The sequence below is a fragment of the Pseudomonas kairouanensis genome (assembly GCF_004682055.1).
Classification (GTDB): Bacteria; Pseudomonadota; Gammaproteobacteria; order Pseudomonadales; family Pseudomonadaceae; genus Aquipseudomonas; species Aquipseudomonas kairouanensis.
Genome location: NZ_QUZU01000013.1, coordinates 1 through 20,530 on the forward strand (window position 1 = coordinate 1; position 20,530 = coordinate 20,530).

A 20,530-nucleotide genomic window follows, 5' to 3' on the forward strand; every position below is an offset into this window, starting at 1 on the left:
CTCAAGAGCCAAATCAAAAGCCAGAGCCAGAGTCAGAGTCAGAGCCAGCCTATGGATATCGCGGGCAAGCCCGTTCCCGCATTTTAAGAACCGTCTTAATCCAATCCCGGCTTGTCATCGCTACGCTGGCCTTCCCCATCCGTACGCTGACAGGTAGTGCCCATGATCGACAAACAGCTGCGCATTCTTATCGTGGACGCGTTGCATGCCCACGTCCTGCAGATTGAAAAGATGCTCAACCGCATGGGTTATTTCGCGATCGCCACCGCCGGCAGTGCCACCGAAGCGGCTAAGCTGAGCCGTGCCGGGAGGGCACCGTTTGATGTGTTGCTGGCGGCTGATCATCTGGTGCGACGGCCTGAAACGGGGGGTTCCTGGTTTGAGGTCTACGGCATCGAAAACGCGTTTATCTACAGCCGCCCGGCGGACAGCCAGGACGTGCACTTTGTACGCCACGGCGAGCATTACTGGCGCTATGGCTTACCGGAATACCTGATGCTGGAATGGTTTATGGCCCGTTCAAAGCGCAGGGTGCCCGAGGCATTTACAGGTGGCCCGGCGGCGCCTTGCTACTTTGCTTTACCGGTCGATCACTGTGGCAGGGGGCTAGCCCCCGATAGCGGCGCGTCCGTTAATTAATTTAGTGACTGACACACTGCCATCGGGAGCAAGCCCCCTCCCACATTTTGAGCGGTGTTCATCCGATAAAGCTCAGTCGTTTGATAGGCCGTCTTCGCGAGCAAGCCCGCTCCCGCAGTGGAAGGTGGCACAACGGTTATTGCCAGCCACCGCCCATGACTTTGTACAAGGTCACGCGGTTGCTTTGTTCGGCCAGGCGCAAGGTAATCAAGTCCTGCTGGGCGCTGTACAGCGAACGTTGTGAATCCAGGGCTTCGAGATAGCTTTGGTAGCCCCCACGGTAAAGCGCATCCGACAGTTCAAAGCTCTTTTGGCTGGCATCGGTCAACGCCTGCTGCGCCGCCAACCGCTGGTCCAACGTGCTACGCACTGCCAACGCGTCCGCCACTTCCTTGAATGCGGTTTGCAGGGTCTGCTGATAGGTCTGCACCTGAATCTCCTTCTCCACCTTCGCCGCATCCAACGTGGCGCGGTTACTGCCGGCGTCGAAGATCGGCAGGCTGATGCTCGGCGCAAACGTCCACGCCCCACTGCCGGCCTTGAACAAACTGGAGAGCGCCGAACTGGCCGAGCCTGCATTCGCCGTCAAACTGATGCTGGGAAAGAACGCCGCACGGGCCGCGCCGATGTCGATATTGGCCGATTTGAGGCTGTGTTCTGCTGCCAATACATCCGGACGCCGCTGCAACAAACTCGAGGGCAATTCGGCCGGCACCTGCACCAGTGCGGCGGCCGATTGCAGGCGCGTGCCCGGCAGCAAGGCATCGGGAATGTCACTGCCCACCAACAGGCGCAAGGCGTTGCGGTCTTGCAGGATCTGGCTTTGATACTCCGCCACATCAACCCGCGCCGACTCCACGGTGGTTTTCGCCTGGGCCACGGCCAGGGCCGCCGAACCGCCCAGGGCATGGCTGCGCTGGGTCAGCTCATAGGTGGCTTGCTGGCTGGCCAGGGTGTCTTCGGCCAATTGCAGGTGCTCGTTGTCGGCGGCCAGGGTCAACCACGCAGTGCCCACTTCGGCCACCAGGCTGATCTGGGTGCTGCGCTTGGTTTCGGTGAGGGCCAGGTAGGCTTCCAGGGCTTCGTCTTGCAGGTTTTGCACCCGACCGAACACGTCCACTTCATAGCTGCTAAGCCCCAACTGGGCGCTGTAGTCGTGGGTGGTGCCGGTGCTGGCGGTGCGTGTGTGGGTACCGCTGACGCCTGCATCAATTGTCGGAAACGCCGCCGCACGCTGGATGCGGTATTGGGCCTGGGCCTTCTCGATATTCAGGCTGGCCAGGCGCAGGTCGCGGTTGTTAGCCAGGGCCAGGGTTTGCAGCTGCGCAAGGCGGCTGTCGGTGAAGAACTGCTTCCACTGGATATCGGCCGCCACGTCGCCGCTTGCTGTGGCTTGCCATTCAGTCGGCACCGGGGCTTCGGGCTGCTGGTAGTCCGGTGCCAGGTTGATACAGCCACTCAGGGCCAATGCGGCCAGGATCGGCCAGGTAAACCTCATCATGCGTCACCTTTCTGGACGGTTGGGGTGGCGGTGCTTACGCGGCCAAAACGGCGGCGGATCAGCACAAAGAACAGCGGAACAAAGAAGATCCCCAACACCGTTGCGCTGAACATGCCGCCCAGTACGCCGGTTCCAATGGCACGCCGGCCAGCGGAACCTGCGCCGCTGCTGATGGCCAGGGGCAGTACACCAAACATGAACGCCAGGGAGGTCATCAGGATCGGCCGCAGGCGTTGGCGCACAGCGGTGAGTGTGGCGTCCCGTAGGCTGGCGCCCTGCTCTTGCAGGTGCTTGGCGAACTCCACGATCAGGATCGCGTTTTTCGCCGCCAGCCCCACGGTGGTCAACAGCCCGACCTGGAAGTACACATCATTGCTCAGGCCGGTGAAGCGCGTGGCCAAGACCGCACCAACAACCCCCAGCGGCACCACCAGGATCACCGAGAACGGCACCGACCAACTCTCGTACAACGCCGCCAGGCACAGGAACACGAACAGCACCGACACCCCGTACAACAACGGTGCTTGGGAGCCGGACAAACGCAGTTGGTAGGACTGCCCGGTCCACTCATAACCAATGCCCTGGGGCAGTTGCTTGGCGATGGCTTCTACCGCATCCATGGCATCGCCGGAACTCACGCCGGGGGCCGGGTCGCCCACCACTTCCAGGGAGGCGCTGCCGTTGTAGCGTTCCAGCAACGGCGAGCCATAGCTCCACGAACTGCTGGCGAAGGACGAAAACGGCACCATCTCGTCATTGCTGTTGCGCACAAACCAATGGTCCAGGTCGGCCGCCTGCATGCGCGAATCGGCGGCGCCCTGCACGTACACCTTCTTCACCCGGCCCTGGTTGAGGAAGTCATTCACATAACTGCCGCCCAAGGCCGTGGACAAGGTGGTGTTGATGTCGCTGGTGGTGAGGCTCAGGGCACCGGCCTTGCGGTCGTCGATAGTTACCTTCAGTTGCGGCGTATCGTCCAGGCCATTGCTGCGCACGCCCAGCAGGCGCGGGTCTTGTTTGGCCAGTTCGATAAATTGCTCGCGGGCCGCCACCAAGGCGTCATGGCCCAGGCCGCCGAGGTCCTTGAGTTGCAAGTCGAAGCCGGAGCTTTGCCCCAGGCCACGCACTGCCGGTGGCTGCATGACGAACACATCGGCATCGCCAACGCTTTTCAGCGCCAGGGTGGCACGCTGGGCAATCGACGCCGCGTCCTGGCCGCTGGCGGAACGCTCGCTCCAGTCCTTGAGACGGATAAACGCCCGTGCGGTGTTCTGGCTGTTACCGCCCATGCCCAAGCCGGTGATGCTGATCATCGCCTCGACTTCGGGCTGCTTGAGCATGTAGTCCTCGAACTGCGCCATCACCGCCTGGGTGCGGCTGTCGGTGGTACCCACTGGCAGTTGGATTTGGGCCATGAGGATGCCCTGGTCTTCATCCGGCAAAAACGAGGTGGGCAGGCTGGCGTAACCGGCCGCCATGGCCAAGGCCACCAACGCGTACACCAACAGGCTGCGGCGACCGCGTTGCAATACCGCGCCGACCAGACCTTCGTAGCGCGCCGAGCACCGTTCAAAACTGCGGTTGAACCAGCCAAAGAAGCCGCGTTGGGTGCCGTGGGCGTCCGAAGGTTTGAGCAGCGTGGCGCACAACGCCGGTGTCAGGGTCATGGCCACCAGCACCGAGAGCACCATGGCCGAAACGATAGTCACGGAAAACTGCCGGTAGATGATCCCAGTGGAGCCGCCGAAAAACGCCATGGGGATAAACACTGCGCTGAGCACCAAGGCGATGCCGATCAGCGCGCTGGTGATTTCCGCCATGGATTTACGCGTGGCCTCAAGGGCTGGCAGGCCCTCCTCGCTCATCACCCGTTCGACGTTTTCCACCACCACGATGGCATCGTCCACCAGCAAGCCAATGGCAAGCACCATGGCGAACATGGTCAGGGTGTTGATCGAATACCCAAACAGCGCCAGCACCCCGAAGGTGCCCAGCAATACCACCGGCACGGTAATCGCCGGAATCAGCGTAGCCCGCAGGTTTTGCAGGAACAGGAACATGATCAGCACTACCAGCACGATGGCCTCGCCCAAGGACTTGACCACTTCCTCGATGGACAGGCTTACGAACGGCGTGGTGTCGTAGGCGATTACGTTTTTGAGCTGCATTTCAGTGGGGTAGTACGGTTGCATTTCCTTGAGCTTGGCCTTGACTGCCTCGCCCACGTCCAGCGCGTTGGCGCCCGCCGCCAGTTGCACGCCCATGGCAGCGGCCGGTTTGCCGTTGAGGGCTGAGTTGACGTCGTAGCTCTCGCTGCCCAGCTCTACGGTCGCCACATCCCCCAACAGCACCACCGCGCCGTCGCTGGTGGACTTGACCACCACTTGGCGAAATTCCTCGGCGGTTTGCAGTTTGCTGCGAGCGGTGATGGTGGCGTTGAGTTGCTGGCCCTTGGCGGCCGGTAACGCGCCAAGCTGGCCGGCGGAGACTTCGGTGTTTTGCGCTTCCAGGGCGGTACTCACGTCCGAGGGCATCAGCGCGTACTTTTCCAGCAACCCTGGGTCGAGCCAGATGCGCATGGCATAGCCGGAGCCCAGGGTTTTGACTTCGCCTACGCCGTCAATACGGCTGATGGAGTCGAGCAAGGTACTGGAGATGTAGTCACCGATCTGGGTGCCGGTAACGCTGGGATTGTCCGAGGCCAACGCGGCGATCATCAAAAAATCCGAACCGCCCTTGGTCACCGTCAGGCCTTCGCTCTGCACCGATTGGGGCAGGCGTGATTCGGCCTGTTGCAGTTTGTTTTGCACCTGCATCTGCGCCACGTCCGGGTCGGTGCCGGCGCCAAAGGTCAGGTTGATACTGGCGCTGCCCGCCGAGCTGCTGGAGGACGACATGTAGGTGAGGTTGTCCAGGCCGGTGAGCGCCTGCTCGATGACCTGGGTTACCGAGTCTTCCACGGTCTTGGCCGACGCACCGGTGTAGGTGGCCGAGATGCGCACGGTAGGCGGTGCGATATCCGGGTACTGCTCAAGCGGCAATTGGCTGATGGACAACGCGCCGCCGAGCATGATCACGATGGCGATCACCCAGGCAAAAATCGGTCGATCAATAAAGAAACGCGCCATGTTCAACCCTCCTTCGCCAATGCACCGGCATCCACCGCCTGGGTTTGCACCACGGCGCCCACCCTAACTTTCTGCCCGCCTTCGACGATCACTTGTTCACCGGCCTGCAAACCGGCGGTGACCCACCATTGGTTGCCGATGGTGCGGTTGACGGTAATCACGCGTTGTTCAACCTTGCCATCGACCACCAGCAATACCGAGGTCACGCCGCTGGCGCTGCGGGTCACGGCTTTTTGCGGGACCAGGATGGCCTGGTCGTCGCGGGCCTGTTCCAGCTCGCCACGCACGTACATGCCCGGCAGCAACAGGTGATCAGGGTTGGCAAATACCGCACGCAGGGTCACGGTGCCGGTGCTTTGGTTGACGCTGACGCCGCTGAATTTGAGGCGACCTTCCTGGTTGTAGGTGCTGCCGTCATCCAGCTTGAGGCTGATGCGCGCTTCGCCGTCGCTGTTGGCCTGCAACACGCCGCTGGCCAGGTCGCGTTTGAGGCCGAGCAATTCGCTGGTGGATTGGGTCACGTCAACGTAGATCGGGTCGAGCTGCTGCACGGTGGTCAGCGCGGTGTCCTGGTCGGCCACCACCAGGGCGCCGGGGGTGACGGTGGAGATTTCGATGCGCCCGGCCACTGGCGAGCTGATGCGGGTGTAGGCCAGGTTGATGCGAGCGGTCTCCACATCGGCCTGGGCCACTTGCACGTCGGCGGTGGCCGTCAGCAAGGTGGCCTGGGAATCTTCGAAGGTCTGCTGGCTGATGGCGTCGATCTTTACCAGTTGCGCGTTACGCGTGGCGGTGGTCTGCGCCGATTTCAGCGTGGCGCGGGATTTACTCAACGTCGCCTCGGCCTGGGCCAGTGCCGCTTTATAAGGGGCAGCGTCCAGTTGGTAGAGGGCCTGGCCGACCTTGACCTCGGCACCTTCTTCAAACAGGCGCTGCTGCACAATGCCGCCGACCTGGGGGCGGATCTCGGCGACCATAAAGGCCTGGGTGCGCCCCGCCAGTTCGGTGGTGAGCACCTGGCTTTTCGGTTGCACGGTCAATACCGTCACCTTGGGTGTGGCGACCTCGGGGGCCGGATCGCCGGCCGAACAGCCGCCGAGCACGGCCAGGATGATCACGGAAAGCAAAACCGCGGCGGTTACCAGGTATTTGGCGAAGAATTTGGTCGACATATCTGCCTCTGCAAGACGGGGTGGCGCAAGCCTTACCCTTATGCTGCGAGGCAAATGTGCAGGAAAATTGAAGATTGCCCGGCTGGGTTGAATCTTTCGCGCCTGGGGGCCTAAATGGGCGGGTCCACTTATTACGGCCTGTGTGTTCATGAAGCTGAGTATTTCCACCAAGTTGTTTGTTGCCGTGCTGGCCGGTGTGTTGCTGGTCATCCTCAGCATGGGGCTGGCTACCAGTTGGAGTTTTGGCCGGGGGTTCCTGGGCTATATCAACGAGCAGGCGCTGGAGCGCATGGCGCCGGTATTGCCGCGGCTGGCCAGCGTTTACGAGCGTGAAGGCAGTTGGGAGTATTTTCGCAACCAGCCCGACCGCTGGTTTGAAGTGATGCGCCCGGAGCCTGGCGAGCAACAGGCGGTGCGCGACTTGCGCACGCCACAGATTTCCGACCTGACCGGGGCACTGTTCCGTATCGCCCTGCTCGATAAGGACAAGCAACGTGTCACCGGCTACCCCGCCATCAGCGACGACGCCTTGGCCCTGCCGATTGAGGTCGCAGGTGAAACTGTCGGCTGGTTGGCTGTGACGCCGTTCCAAAGCGTGACCGAGGCCGGTGGCGAGCGTTTCCAGCAGTACCAGTTGCGCACCAGCCTGGTGATGGGCGTGTTCTCCCTGCTGCTGGCGATGCTGATTGCGTGGTGGGTCGCCCGCACCTTGCTCGGACCGGTCAAGCGCGTGGCCGCAGCCACTCACCGGTTGGCCAGTGGCGACTACAGCAGCCGGGTGGCGGTGGCGTCCAACGACGAAGTGGGCCAATTGGCCCGCGACTTCAACCAGTTGGCCTACACGCTGGAACGCAACGAGAAAATGCGCCGCGAATTCATGGCCGACGTGTCCCATGAACTGCGTACACCGCTGTCGGTGCTGCGCGGTGAATTGGAGGCAATCGAGGATGGCGTGCGTACCCTCGACCAGAACGCCATGAAGTCGCTGCAAGGCGAAGTCAGCATGCTCAGCCAGTTGGTGGATGATTTGTATGAATTGAGCCTGGCCGACATCGGCGCCCTCACCTACCGCAAAACCCCATGCGAGCTGACTGACTTGCTGGAAAACAGCGTGGCGATGTACCAGGAACGCTTCAGCGCACGGCAATTGCAGGTGCATCTGGATCTGCCCCCTCAGCCCGTGGCAGTGCTGGCAGATGCCAACCGCCTGCAACAACTGTTCTCCAACCTGCTGGAAAATGCCGTGCGTTACACCGATGTGGGCGGCACCTTGCGCATTAACGTTGGGCTGGAGCGGGACGCGGTGCGTATCGACTTTCTCGATTCCGGCCCCGGTGTCTCGGCCAGTCAGTTACCGAAACTGTTCGAACGTTTCTACCGTGGCGAGTCCTCTCGCAATCGCGAGAGCGGCGGCGCGGGCCTGGGCCTGGCGATCTGTCGCAGCATCGCCCTCGCCCACGACGGCAGCCTGCAAGCCGACCACTCACCCCTGGGTGGCCTGTGGCTGTCCCTGCGCCTGCCCCGGAGCCTGTAAGCCATGCACGACGAACGTCCGATCCTGATCGTCGAAGACGAACCCAAGCTGGCCGCGCTGATGCAGGACTACCTGGTCGCCGCCGGTTACACCACCCTGTGCCTGGACAACGGCCTGCAAGTGGTGCCGGCGGTACGCGCCCACGACCCCAGGCTGATCCTGCTGGACCTGATGCTGCCCGGCCGCGATGGCATGCAACTGTGCCAGGACCTGCGGGGGTTCAGCGCGGTGCCGATCATCATGATCACCGCCCGCGTTGAAGAGGTGGACCGCCTGCTGGGCCTGGAACTGGGCGCGGACGACTACATCTGCAAACCCTTCAGCCCCCGTGAAGTGGTGGCCAGGGTCAAGGCGATCCTGCGTCGCAGCCCGCAACTGCTGAGTGCGACAGCGCCGCGCCTGGTCATCGACGAGGCGCAATACCTGGCCACCCTCGACGGCATCGCCCTGGACCTGACGCCCTTGGAACTGCGCCTGCTCAACACCTTCGCTCGCAGCCCTGGCCGGGTGTTTTCCCGTGATCAATTGCTCAACCAAATCTACTCCGACCACCGCGTGGTTACCGACCGCACGGTGGACAGCCATATCCGCAACCTGCGGCGCAAGCTGGAGCAGGCATGCCCTGGGGAAACACCGATCGAGTCGTTGTATGGGGTGGGGTACCGGTTCCAGCTGTAAATACAAGAACCGCTCTAGCCCAAGCATTACAGATGACTTTACAGATGAAAGCCTTTAGGATTCGCGGCGCATAGCATCACTTCGCTATCACGCGTATCAGATCGTCAAAGGGAATTAATTGCTTGAATAAAGTCAGCGTTTTTGCAGCCGTCGCCCTCAGCGTGGCCCTGCTCAGTGGTTGCGCCGCAGCCAAGAAAGTCACCTCCAAACTCGACTACAGCACCGGCACCTATGTGAGCCAGCAGCAAGTCGATGCCTTCCAGAAAGGCAAGACCCGCCAGGCCGACGTAATTGCCGCCATCGGCAACCCGCCGCAGAAAGCCGAGATCATGGGTAAGGAAGTGTGGACCTACACCTACACCCTGATTCCGGCAATGCCGTTCCAGCCGAACAAGTTTGAAAACACCGTAGTGGAATTCGACAAGAAAGGCGTGGTGGTCAATGCCTACAAGTCCGGTGGTACGCCTGGGCAGAGCGGCAACCCGCTGATCAACGCCGCCGGCCTGTAAGACCAGCGCTGTCCCCCTGTGGGAGCGGGCTTGCTCGCGAATGCGGTGCATCAGTCACTTAATGAGTCGACTGACCCACCGTATTCGCGAGCAAGCCCGCACATTTTGACCGCGCTCGGTCACACCATTGGGGTGCTGCTAACGACGCGTAAAGCCAGCCCCTCATACGCATCCAGCGTAATCGTGAACTCGCCCTCAGCGGTTAAATCCCCCTCCACCCGTTCATTGATGATGTCCACCACCAACCCAGCGGCAATGTCGGGCAGCTGCAAGGTTTCGGTGATCGGCGTGGCACCGAAATTCAGTGCCGTGATCTGCGTGCCCTTGCCCGCAGGCAATTCATGCACCATCACCAACAGCCCTGGATGCTCAACGTCCGGCACTAAAATCTGGCGACTGGCAGCGATGTCATAGGCGCGGCGCACGGCAAGGATTTTCTGCAGTTGCGAGGCAAAAGAATCCGGGTCCTGAAGCTGGCTGTTCAGGCTGCCATACAGGGTTCGCGCGCGGGGCATCTGCCCGGCAGACAATTGGGCGTCGGGGTTTAAATCCACCAGGTCGTAGGCACCGCGATGAACCCAGCGGGTATCGCCGTCCTGCATCAAATGCTCCACCTCGTCGGCCGCCAACGGCAGCGCACCTACCAAGTCCCAACCGGACAAGGCAAACACCCCCGGCTGCATGGCGTTGTACATCACCAGCAGCAGGTGGATCTGGCGGATCTGCTGGATATCCGCTGAGGTAATCGCCTCCAGGTCACGAATCCCCAACGCTGCCGTGATGATACTGGCGGTGGTGCATGACACCCCATTGGTCACGAACTTGAGGTTGTACGGGGCATGCTCACCGGCCAGGCGCTCGTACATCTGCTCGCGAATGTGCTCGCGCAGGATATTGCCGGGGAAGGTTTGGCCCTGGTACAGGAACGTGTCATGGGCGTGCAGGGTCCAGAAGTGCACCAGTTCCAGGGTCAGTTCATCGTGGTTCTGCAACGCGTGGATCAACGACCCAGGGTCGATACCCAGGCTGTGCATCTGGCGCAGCATCAGCCGCAGGAACTCGGTATCGCCCATCAGCAACGCGTGCTGATAGGCCGGCCGAGTGATGAAGTCATAGGACAGGTCGGCACCGCCGTGGGACATGGCGGCGATGTCGTCCACCGTGAGGTTCAACTCCTGGAAACTGAAACCACCCGCTTTGCGGATCGCCCCGCCAATCAGCTGGTTGCCGGTGATCGACAGCGGATGGCTCTCCGACCAGGCCGTGCCATCGAGCTTGCGCTCCACACCCAGAAAGCCGTTGGCGTCCAGGCGCAGGATCTTCGCGCCCATCACGTCAATGGCGTGCAACGCGTCGCCGATGATCATCTGCTGCGCAGCGAAGGTGGGGTCCAACCAGTTCAAGGAGGGCTGGCCTTCCTTGAAGTAATGCAGGTACACCCAGCGCCGGGGCTTGCCGTCTACGCCGATCACGATGGGGGTGGTGCTCCAGTCGGTTTCCTTGACCCCCGGTTCGAAGAAAATCACCCGCTGCAGTTGGCCGACGATGTAGTGCTTGTCCCGCAACGCATCCACCTGCAACGGGGTGAGGTTCTGCGCGTCACGACCTTCGACAACGTCCGGCAACAATGGCCAGTCTTCTTCACGGATCTCCACCATGTGGTACAGGCCGGGGTAATCCTCGTAGGCCATCTCGGCCAGGCGAAAATCTGCGCCCTTGCCGGTGTGGGACGGGATCACATCGTCGATGATCACCGCATTGTGGGCCGCCGCCATGCGGGTCATGGCCTGCAACTGGGCTTCGGTGCCAAGTGCGGGGTCGATCTCGAAGCTGATACGGTCGAAATTGCCGTCGATGGTCGGCGTGTGCCGCGTACCGCTCAGGCCTCCGGATTTTTTCAGTGGGCCATTGTGAATGCCCTGGATGCCGATCTTCGACAGCGCATGCCACAGGCTTTCATCCCCCAGGGCCTCCAGCACCGTACCGCCGTCGCGGGTCACGATCGACGCCGGGTACGCGGTGAACCACACCGACGATAACGCCGTGGCATCCCGAGGCCGGGTCTGTGCGTAAGGCTGCTGCCACAACCGGCCCTGGCCCGAATACAGCTTGGCGCGCTGGCGTGCCGCGTGGAGCATCGATTGCTCCACCAGCCAGTTCACATGGTTGTTTTCAGCCGCCGTCATAAGCCCTGTCCCCTGGTCGTGAAAAAGTTGCTTGTAGACATATGAGGGGCGCGGGGGCTAATCGTTGCATCGCACTGCATCTGGGGTGAGAGAGCCTGCCCTCTCATCCCAGGTGAGGCAGGTCAGACTTGCTGTTGACCACCGTCAACGAACAACTCGATGCCGTTGACGAAACTTGCATCATCCGACGCCAAGAACAGCGCGGCGGCGGCGATTTCTTCGGGTTCACCCACGCGGCCCATCGGGATTTGCGACGCCAGGTAGTCGAGCAAGCCTTGCTGCTGGGCGGCGTCGGGGCCGGCCAAGTCCACCAGGCCCGGGGTGCGGGTGGCGCCGGGGCTGATGGTGTTGATGCGTACGTGGCGGTCCTTGAGGTCGAGGATCCAGTTGCGCGCAAAGGAGCGCACGGCGGCCTTGGACGCGGCGTACACGCTGAACGCTGGGGTGCCGGCACTGGCGGCGGTGGAGCCGGTGAGGATCACCGAAGCATTCTTGGCCAGCAGCGGCAGGGCTTTCTGGACGGTGAACAGCACGCTTTTGACGTTGCGGTCGAAGGTGGCGTCGAAGTGCTCTTCGCTGATCTCACCCAGGGGCAGCATCGAACCGCCACCGGCGTTGGCGAACAATACGTCGAGGTGGCCGTGGCTGCCTTGGATCTGTTCGTACAGGGCATCCAGTTGATCCAGTTGGGTCGAGTCCACTTGTACGCCGGTGGCGTTGCCGACCAGGGCGACGGCGGCGTCGAGTTCGGCGCGGCGGCGGCCGGTGATGTAGACGTGGGCGCCTTCAGCGGCGAAGCGTTGGGCGGTGGCCAGGCCGATGCCAGTGGTGCCGCCGGTAACCAGTGCGATTTTGCCTTCGAGTTTGCGAGCCATGATGGTGTCCTCTGTTTCGTTAGGTAAGTAAGTTGTTGCGGTGTGGGAGAAGCATATCGACGGCTCGCTACTTACAAAATAGAATCATCTGAAACTCATCATTGCAGATTTGAAATGAGCAAACTCCCGGATTTCGAAGGCTTGGCCATGTTTGCCAAAGTGGCAGAGGAAGGTTCGTTTGCCGCGGCGGCGCGGCTGATGGGCGTGTCGGTGCCCACCGTGTCACGGGCGGTGGCGCGTTTAGAGGAACGCCTGGGTGGGCGCCTGTTCAACCGCACTTCGCGGCAACTGGCGTTGACCGAGTTCGGCATCAGCATGGCGGCCAGGGCTGGGGAGGTGTATCGCCAGGCCGAAGAAGTGGAAAGCGCGGCCCGCGAATTGTCGGTGCAGCCACGCGGCCATGTGCGGCTGGCGGTGCCGATGGCGTTTGGCTTGCGTTGGGTGGCGCCGTTGTTGCCCAAGCTGATCCAGCAGTATCCGGAGCTGACGGTGGACCTGCACCTGTCGGACGCCTCGGTGGATTTGATCGCCGAAGGCTTCGACGCCGCGCTGCGGATCGCCACCCTGCCCGACTCGTCCCTGGTGGCGCGGCGCTTGTGTGGCGTTACCCAATACCTGGTGGCGGCACCCGCCTACCTCGATGCCAAGGGTCGCCCCACCCATCCACAGGAGTTGAGCGAGCACCCATGCCTGAGCTATGCCTACCGCGCACGTAGCCAGGTGTGGCGGTTCACCCATGACAACGGCGACGCGCAAGATGTAACGCCCAACGGCCCCCTGCGAGTGACCAACTCCGACGCCCTGCTGCCGGTGCTGCTCGAAGGCCTGGCCATCGCTGAACTGCCGGAATTCATCGCCAGTGAATACCTGGCCGATGGTCGCCTGGAAGTGCTTTTACCGGGTTGGAACATGGCCACGGGCGGCCTGTATTTCGTCACGCCATCGGCCCGCAGCCGGCCGATGAAGATCAAGGCACTCTCGGATTTCTTCGCCGAGCACCTCAGCCAGCCAACATGGCGCTGGCCGGCCCGGTGAGGTAGCCGATAAACAGCCGGAACAGTTCGGCATTGGTGGAGATGTCGAGCCGTTGGTAGATGTTGTGTTTATGCACCTTCACGGTGCCCTCGGAGATCTGCAGCACCGCCGCAATCGAGTGGCTGCTATGGCCTTGCAGGATCAACTTGGCGATGTAGCGCTGGGTTTCGGTCAGTTGCCCCTGGAGAATGTGCACGAAGGCATCCTCGGAGCGGGCATCGGAGTTTGGCGCGCTGGCATAGAAGTCGCTGTGCTTGAGCCGGCAATGCAGCTCCAGCAATGCACTGATCACCGGTACCAGGGTTTCCAGGGCCTTGATCTCGCTGGACAGAAACGCGCCATTGCTGAGGTTGCGCATCAGCGAATACACCACCGCCACGCGTGCGTGCAGGGGCACGATAAAGCCGATCTCCTCGATTTGCGTGCCATGTTCGGATGACACGCAGGGGTGCAGGTCCGGGGAAATGGCAAAGCCTGAAGAATAGAAACAGTCCGGTGCCAGGTCGCTCATGCGCCACACACCGGCGGGGTGATCGTTGATACAGGCCACATAGAACGGGTCCAACAGGTAGCCGCCACGCAGGTAGGCACACAGGGTCTTTTCCGGCACCGAGCGGTTGTAGCCGTTGTGGATCAGCAAGGGCGACTGGTTGAAGCGAAACAGGTAGCCGCAACTCATATCGAAAGCCACGGTGCTTCGAAGCGCTGTATCGATGCACGCACCCAGGCGATCGGTGCCGACGGCACCGATCAGGGTCGAGAGCATCTTCGCGTCTGCGTCTCTCATGGTTGCCACACTTCTTGTCAGGTTGGTTCGGGCGTGCCCTCGGGCAACCGCTGCTGGCGGTCTTGCTCGCCCAATTCGAGGGCCTTGGGCACAGCCAACCAGTAAGCAAGCGCCATGCCGAGCAGACCGCCGCCGAGTTTACCGATAATCAGCGGCAGAATCAGCGAGGGCTGGAAGTTGGCGGAATAGGCCAGGTGGTCACCGAAGGTGAACGCTGCGCACACCGAAAACGCGATCACCAGCACCTTGTCCTTGGGCGGCATGTCCTGCACCAATCGGAACATCGCCAGGATGTTGGCCGACGCGGCCAGCAGGCCTGCTGCACCCACCGCAGACAACCCAAGCAAGGCAGCCGCCTTTTCGATGGGCCGCGAGAGGAAACGTTTGATCAGATACACCATGGGGAAGGCCCCGCACAGCATGATGCCCACGTAACCGGCGATCTCCAGCGCGCGGAACTGGTCCTCCTTGTCGGCAATGATCGGCGCAAAGCCCCACGTCCCGAACACCGAGCTGAAGAACCCGGTGAAGTATTCAACGATGGAGGCCACCAGGACCAAGGTCACCGCGCCATACACCACTTGGCCCAGACGCAGGAAAATCTGCACCATCAGGTTGGGCAGGTAACGCAACGCAGCGGCCAGGGCGAAACAGAACAGGATCAACGGCATCAGGTTGCGCACCAGCATGGCCAGGTCGAAATGCAACGCCTGGGTCGGTGCACCAAAGGTGGCGATGTCCGGGCGTACGCCCAGCCCGAGAAACTCGATGCCCATGGCAATCATGATGATGCTGATGGGGATGCTCAGCAGCCCGGCCATGATGCCCAGGGCCATGTACTTGTGATCGGCCTTGGCCAGCATCGCCAAACCGACCGGAATCACGAAGATCACCGTGGAGCCGGACTGGAAGCCGGTGATCAAGCCGAGAATCCAGCCCTCGGGGCTTTGGGACAGCGCATGGGCCAGTTGGTAGCCGCCCAGGTCGGCCGCAATGAAGATCGGCCCGGCAATGCCCGCGTCCGAGCCCATCGCCAGGAAGATCGGCGCCAGTAGCTGGGTGATGAAACTGGTGATGAAGGGGATGGCGGCCATGATGCCCGCAACGGGCAGGAAGATCGGCCCGATGCTGTGGATGCCGGCGTTGAACTCCTTGGCAAGCTCGGATTCGGCGCTGAACACCGATGCCAGCCCGCCAATGACGGCGCACACCATGATGACGTAAATGACATACGTGCCTATATGTTCCATTGCAGCCTCTGCGTTTTAGAAAGTTATTGTTGGGCAGATGGGTGTTGCAAAAGGTGTTCTTGGTGATGGTCAGTTATCTGACTCAGAGTGCGGTGTAGCCGTTGTCGACAAACAGGTGGGTACCATTGACGAAACTGGCATCGTCACTGGCCAGAAACAGCGCGGCCTTGGCCACCTCGGACGGCTCGCACAAGCGGCCTTGCATGGCGCTGATCGCCTCGTCGGAGGCATCGACGCCCAGGCCACGCAGCAAATCCAGTTCGCGCTTGCCATGGGCCGTGGCGATAAAGCCTGGGCACAGGGCATTGCTGCGGATATTGCGATCACGGAACTCCACCGCGATGGCCCGCGCAAACATATGGCAAGCGCCTTTGGTGGTGCAGTACAGCACTTCCATCGGCGTGCCTGCCACGGCGGAGATGGACGAGGTGGAAATGATGCTGCCACCGCCCGCCTCGATCATGCCGGGCAGCACGGCTTGGGTGACCAGGAACATGCTTTTGACGTTGATGTTCATCAAGCGATCCCAGTCCGACTCGGCGGTTTCCAGGAACGGCCCGGCGGCGATGGTGCCGGCGTGGTTCATCAACACGGTGATCGCGCCTAAGCGCTGTTCGGCGAGCCTGACCGAGCGGTGCACCTGGTCGGCGATGGAGACATCGGTGGGCAGGAAGTACGCAGTGCCGCCCTCGGCGTTGATGCTGGCGGCGACGGCTTCACCGTCACTGCTGGGCAGGTCGAGAATCGCGACCTTGGCCCCTTCCTTGGCAAATAATTGCGACACCGCCAACCCGCAACCGCCTGCCCCGCCACTGACCAATGCCACTTTGCCCTGTAGTCGCCCCATGGGTCGCTCCTCGTTGATTACCTTGGTAAATCCTGAGGGGCAAAGCTAAACGAGGGGGTTGCCAATGGTCCATATACCAGGCGGTATAGAGCGGGCTGGAGGGGCGCTTGCCCCTCGCACCTTTACACAGGGATCGGTCTCACGTGGCCCGATATTGCCTCGGGGTAAACCCGGTGGAAGCCTTGAACTGGCGACTGAAGGCACTGTGGTCGGTATACCCGCACTGCAATGCCACCTCGGTAATCGGCAAGTGGTTGTGCAGCAGCCGACGAGCGTGTTCCAGGCGCACTTTCTGGATCATCTGTCGGGGCGTGAGGTGGAAGACACGCTTGCAGTAGCGCTCCAGTTGCGCCACCGAAATCCCGGCGATGCGCGTCAGTTCACTGAGCGTGATGCGGCGGTTGAAGTGGGCGCGGATGTGCGCGTCCACGGCGGCCAGGCGCTGGTACGCGGGATGGGTTTCGCTGGCCGATTGCAGATCGACTGAAATTCCCGCCAGGCCAATGATGGCGCCCGCGACGTTGTACAACGGCCACTTGTGAGTCAGGCACCAACCCGGTTCACGGGTGCCGTAGAGGTGCAGTTCCAGTTGATCTTCAAGCACCAGCCCCTGCTCCAGCACACGGCAGTCCTGCTCGGTGTAGCCGGGGCCCAGTTGCGCGGGGAAGACTTCTGCGCTGGTCTTGCCCAGCAAGGGTTGCAAGGCTTTGAGGCCGCAGCGCTGCACCAGGGTGCGGTTGGCGAGCAGGTAGCGTGCCTGGGTGTCCTTGATGAATATCGTGGCCGTGGGGATCACGTCCAGCATGGGCAATAACTGCAGCACTGCAGCCACCAATTGCTCGATGTGCTGCGGGCGATTCGCCTCGCTCCCACCGCAGAGGGTCGCAAACGCGCTGTACATCATGGCTGTGTTTCCCGTGCTGATCCCTGGACGCCAAGCAGATTGCACCATGCCCCGTGCACTGTCGAGCAGCCACAACTGTGCCGATTTCGTCATTGCTGCCCTTAAAAACCCTCAATCGCTGCGCCCTCCAGCAGCGCACTCTAGGCCCCTACATGCCTGCCCACCCGTATGGAGCGTTTTATGAAGCGACTACATGTGATCGACTCCCACACTGGCGGCGAACCCACGCGCCTGGTGCTGACCGGCTTTCCGCAATTGGCCGGCATCACCCTCGCCGAGCAACTGCACAGCCTGCGCACCGACCATGATCACTGGCGCCGCGCCTGCCTGCTGGAGCCTCGTGGCAACGATGTGTTGGTGGGCGCGCTGTATTGCGCGCCGGTTACGCCGGGGGCCACCTGCGGTGTGATCTTCTTCAACAATGCCGGTTACCTGGGCATGTGCGGCCACGGCACTATCGGGCTGGTGGCGTCCTTGTTTCATTTGGGGCGTATCGAGCCTGGCGTCCATACCCTCGACACGCCGGTTGGTGCTGTCACCGCCACCTTGCACGATGACGGCTGCGTCACGTTGGGCAACGTGCCCGCTTACCGCTATCAGCAGCAGGTCGCCGTGCAAGTGCCGGGGCACGGCGTGGCCGTTGGCGATATCGCCTGGGGCGGCAACTGGTTCTTCCTGGTGTGGGAACACGGCAAACGCCTGGAAATGGACAACGTCCATGCCCTCACCGATTACACCTGGGCCATGCTCCAGGCCCTGCAGGAGCAAGGCATCCACGGCGCCGATGGCGCGCTGATCGACCACATCGAACTGTTCGCCGACGACGCCCATGCCGACAGCCGCAATTTCGTGATGTGCCCTGGCAAGGCCTACGACCGTTCCCCCTGCGGCACCGGCACCAGCGCCAAGCTGGCCTGCCTGGCTGCCGATGGCAAGCTCAAGCCCGGTGAAACCTGGGTGCAAGCCAGCATTACCGGTAGCCAGTTCGAAGGCCGCTATGAATGGGATGGCGAACGCGTTCGGCCGTTCATCACCGGCCGCGCCTACATCACAGCCGAGAGCACCTTGCTGATCGACGAGCAGGACCCTTTTGCCTGGGGCATCTAAGCCTCTGGTTACCTGATCCTTCCTAGGAGCCAACACCATGAGTAACCCCATTTTTACCGGTTGTATCCCCGCCCTGATGACCCCCTGCACCCCGCAGCGCACGCCGGACTTTGACGCACTGGTGGCCAAGGCCCGCCAATTGATGGCGGCCGGCATGAGCGCGGTGGTGTATTGCGGCTCCATGGGCGACTGGCCGTTGCTCACCCAAGCCCAGCGTCAGGAAGGCGTGGCCCGCCTGGTGGCCGCTGGCGTGCCGACTATCGTTGGCACCGGTGCGGTCAACAGCCGTGAAGCCGTGGCCCATGCTGCCCACGCGGCGAAGGTCGGGGCCCAGGGCTTGATGGTGATTCCGCGCTTACTCTCCCGTGGCACCAGCGCCACGGCGCAAAAGGCGCACTTTTCGGCGATCCTCGACGCCGCGCCAAACCTGCCGGCGGTGATCTACAACAGCCCCTACTACGGCTTCGCCACCCGTGCCGAACTGTTCTTCGAACTGCGTCGCGAGCACCCGAACCTGATCGGTTTCAAAGAGTTTGGCGGGGGTGCCGACTTGCGCTACGCCGCCGAACACATCACCTCCCAGGACGACAACGTGAGCCTGATGGTGGGCGTAGACACCCAGGTGGTGCACGGTTTCGTCAACTGCAACGCCACGGGCGCCATCACCGGCATCGGCAACGCCCTGCCCCATGAGGTGCTGCAACTGGTGGCGCTGAGCACGCAGGCGGCCAAGGGTGACGCCAGGGCCCGTCGCCTTGCACTTGAACTGGAGGGGGCGCTGGCGGTGCTGTCGTCGTTCGATGAAGGCTGCGACCTGGTGCTGTATTACAAGCACCTGATGGTGCTCAACGGTGAGACCCAATACAGCCTGCACTTCAACGAAACCGACGTGCTCAGCCATGCCCAACGTCGTTACGCCGAAGCCCAGTACGCGCTGTTCCGCCAGTGGTACACCCACTGGTCGGCTGAACAGCGCGGCGCTTAGCCCATGTCCGAGCCCGATATCGTTGTGGTCGGCGCCGGTATTATCGGCGTGGCCTGCGCCTTGCAACTGGCCCGCCAAGGCAAGCGCGTGGTGGTGCTGGACCCACAGGCGCCGGGCATGGGCGCGTCCTATGGCAATGCCGGGCACCTGGCCACCGAGCAGGTGTTTCCCATTGCCGACGTGTCGATCCTCAAGCGCCTGCCGGCCATGCTGCTGGACCCCATGGGCCCCCTGCGCCTGGACTGGCGATACCTGCCCCGCGCCCTGCCCTGGTTTATCCGCCTGCTGTTGAACCTGCGCCCGGCGTATTACCAGCGCACGGTGAGCGGTATTCGCGCGCTCAACGAAGACAGCCTGGGTGCGTGGCAACGGCTGTTGCGCAGCATCGAGCAACCGCAGTTGCTGCGTGAGGACGGCTCACTGTTGGTGTTCGAGCGCACCGAGTCCCGCGCGGGCCTCGACGCCTTGCAACACCGTATGCGCCAACAGCAGGTGCCGGTGGACTTCTGGTCGGGGGACGCTGTGCGCCAGGCCGCGCCGCAACTGAGCAATGGTATTCAAGGGGGGCTGTTCTTTCCGGCTACCGGACACTTTCTCGATCCCCACCAGGTGGTGTGCGAACTGGTCAAGGCGGCGAAGGCCATGGGTGTGCAATTTCTACGGCACCGGGTGCTGGATGGGCGTGTCGGCGAGCAGCGCGTGTGGCTGACCACCGATCAAGGCCCCGTCCAGGCGAGCCAGGTGCTGATTGCCTGTGGCGCCCACTCGGCCAGGCTGACGGCTGCTCTGACCGGTAAAAAAGTGCCGCTGGACACCGAGCGCGGCTACCACCTGACACTACCCAATGAACACAATCGCCTGCCCTTTGCCGTCACCTCGCTGGAGCGAAAATTCATCATGACGCCCATGACCTGCGGCCTGCGCCTGGCGGGCACGGTGGAATTTGCAGGCCTTGAACAACCCGCAAACATGGCCCGCGCCTGGCAGCTGCACCGGTTGAGCCAGGGGTTGTTCCGTGAGGATTTGACGGCAGAGGGTGCAATGCCGTGGATGGGGTTCAGGCCTTCGTTGCCGGACTCGCTGCCAATCATTGATCGGGTGTGCGATGGCAAGGTGCTGCTTGCGTTCGGGCATCAGCACCTGGGGTTGACGCAGGCGGCGGTGACGGCGCAAATGGTGGCGCGCCTGGTATCCTCCGTAAGCATGCGTACGTCCGGCGAGTACTCCCTGAGCCGATTCAAATAAAACCAGAAGCGTCTTACACCTTCTGTAGGACGGTCTCTGCGAGCCCACTGGCATGCTGGTTAACGCTGTCGGCGGTAGCTCAAGTAAACATTGCGTGACGATTCCACCCGACGCCCACGAAAAGCGACCTGATAAAACCCAAGGCGGC

17 protein-coding genes are annotated in these 20,530 nt (G+C 62.1%); 8 read left to right on the forward strand and 9 right to left on the reverse strand.

The genetic code is table 11. The annotated features are described in order from the left end of the window. Positions 1-162 precede the first annotated feature (162 nt). Positions 163-639, forward strand: a complete 477-nt coding sequence (locus DYL59_RS12790; protein ID WP_135289505.1) for a response regulator — start codon at positions 163-165, stop codon at positions 637-639. Positions 640-775: 136 nt separating this feature from the next. Here DYL59_RS12790 and DYL59_RS12795 read toward each other — a convergent pair whose 3' ends face one another. The 3 genes from DYL59_RS12795 to DYL59_RS12805 are packed head-to-tail and all read right to left on the reverse strand — an operon-like array spanning position 776 to position 6,440. Continuing rightward, positions 776-2,140 (reverse strand): efflux transporter outer membrane subunit, encoded by a 1,365-nt coding sequence (locus tag DYL59_RS12795; protein WP_135289506.1) that lies wholly within the window; start codon positions 2,138-2,140, stop codon positions 776-778. After that, a complete protein-coding gene (locus DYL59_RS12800) occupies positions 2,137-5,268 on the reverse strand; it encodes an efflux RND transporter permease subunit (RefSeq protein ID WP_135289507.1) in 3,132 nt (1,043 codons plus the stop codon). The genes DYL59_RS12795 and DYL59_RS12800 overlap by 4 nt, the downstream gene beginning before the upstream one ends. A 2-nt stretch (positions 5,269-5,270) precedes the next feature. Beyond that, the gene (locus tag DYL59_RS12805) at positions 5,271-6,440 is read right to left on the reverse strand and encodes an efflux RND transporter periplasmic adaptor subunit (protein WP_135289508.1); all 1,170 of its coding nucleotides are present in this window, start codon (positions 6,438-6,440) and stop codon (positions 5,271-5,273) included. Between the two features lie 148 nt (positions 6,441-6,588). Between DYL59_RS12805 and baeS the strand changes: the two genes are divergently transcribed. The 3 genes from baeS to DYL59_RS12820 all read left to right on the forward strand — a co-directional run bounded on the left by baeS (position 6,589) and on the right by DYL59_RS12820 (position 9,161). After that, entirely contained in the window at positions 6,589-7,974 is a 1,386-nt protein-coding gene (gene baeS / locus DYL59_RS12810) for a sensor histidine kinase efflux regulator BaeS (protein WP_135289509.1), read from the forward strand. Positions 7,975-7,977: 3 nt separating this feature from the next. After that, positions 7,978-8,652, forward strand: coding sequence for a response regulator (locus DYL59_RS12815; RefSeq protein WP_135289510.1), 675 nt, complete (start codon positions 7,978-7,980; stop codon positions 8,650-8,652). 122 nt (positions 8,653-8,774) lie between these two features. Next, positions 8,775-9,161 (forward strand): outer membrane protein assembly factor BamE, encoded by a 387-nt coding sequence (locus DYL59_RS12820; protein WP_167496680.1) that lies wholly within the window; start codon positions 8,775-8,777, stop codon positions 9,159-9,161. 119 nt (positions 9,162-9,280) lie between these two features. On the opposite strand, the gene treS is transcribed toward DYL59_RS12820, so the two are convergent. Both treS and DYL59_RS12830 read right to left on the reverse strand, forming a co-directional pair. After that, positions 9,281-11,347, reverse strand: a complete 2,067-nt coding sequence (treS, locus tag DYL59_RS12825) for a maltose alpha-D-glucosyltransferase (RefSeq protein WP_135289512.1) — start codon at positions 11,345-11,347, stop codon at positions 9,281-9,283. Between the two features lie 122 nt (positions 11,348-11,469). Next, on the reverse strand, positions 11,470-12,222 hold the full coding sequence (locus DYL59_RS12830) for an SDR family NAD(P)-dependent oxidoreductase (protein ID WP_135289513.1): 753 nt from the start codon (positions 12,220-12,222) through the stop codon (positions 11,470-11,472). A gap of 114 nt (positions 12,223-12,336) precedes the next feature. On the opposite strand from DYL59_RS12830, the gene DYL59_RS12835 reads away from it, so the two are divergent. Continuing rightward, complete coding sequence (locus tag DYL59_RS12835; RefSeq protein ID WP_135289514.1) at positions 12,337-13,257, forward strand: LysR family transcriptional regulator; 921 nt, start codon at positions 12,337-12,339, stop codon at positions 13,255-13,257. Here the strand turns inward: DYL59_RS12835 and DYL59_RS12840 are convergent. The 4 genes from DYL59_RS12840 to DYL59_RS12855 form a co-directional block, all read right to left on the reverse strand. Next, entirely contained in the window at positions 13,223-14,044 is an 822-nt protein-coding gene (locus DYL59_RS12840) for a helix-turn-helix transcriptional regulator (RefSeq protein WP_135289515.1), read from the reverse strand. The two genes, DYL59_RS12835 and DYL59_RS12840, sit on opposite strands and share 35 nt — an antisense overlap. 17 nt (positions 14,045-14,061) lie before the next feature. After that, positions 14,062-15,294 (reverse strand): ethanolamine utilization protein EutH, encoded by a 1,233-nt coding sequence (eutH, locus tag DYL59_RS12845; RefSeq protein WP_135289516.1) that lies wholly within the window; start codon positions 15,292-15,294, stop codon positions 14,062-14,064. Positions 15,295-15,376: 82 nt separating this feature from the next. Further along, positions 15,377-16,141 carry an SDR family NAD(P)-dependent oxidoreductase gene (locus DYL59_RS12850; RefSeq protein ID WP_135289517.1) on the reverse strand — a complete coding sequence of 255 codons (765 nt, stop codon included), beginning with the start codon at positions 16,139-16,141 and terminating at the stop codon, positions 15,377-15,379. 139 nt (positions 16,142-16,280) lie between these two features. Next, positions 16,281-17,045, reverse strand: a complete 765-nt coding sequence (locus DYL59_RS12855; protein WP_135289518.1) for an AraC family transcriptional regulator — start codon at positions 17,043-17,045, stop codon at positions 16,281-16,283. 180 nt (positions 17,046-17,225) lie between these two features. On the opposite strand from DYL59_RS12855, the gene DYL59_RS12860 reads away from it, so the two are divergent. From DYL59_RS12860 to DYL59_RS12870, 3 genes are read left to right on the forward strand one after another with little or no spacing between them, the layout of a single operon-like run. Next, positions 17,226-18,152 (forward strand): 4-hydroxyproline epimerase, encoded by a 927-nt coding sequence (locus DYL59_RS12860; RefSeq protein ID WP_135289519.1) that lies wholly within the window; start codon positions 17,226-17,228, stop codon positions 18,150-18,152. 37 nt (positions 18,153-18,189) lie between these two features. Further along, the gene (locus DYL59_RS12865; protein WP_135289520.1) at positions 18,190-19,137 is read left to right on the forward strand and encodes a dihydrodipicolinate synthase family protein; all 948 of its coding nucleotides are present in this window, start codon (positions 18,190-18,192) and stop codon (positions 19,135-19,137) included. A 3-nt stretch (positions 19,138-19,140) separates the two neighbouring features. Next, positions 19,141-20,382, forward strand: a complete 1,242-nt coding sequence (locus DYL59_RS12870; RefSeq protein WP_135289521.1) for an NAD(P)/FAD-dependent oxidoreductase — start codon at positions 19,141-19,143, stop codon at positions 20,380-20,382. Positions 20,383-20,530: the final 148 nt, after the last annotated feature.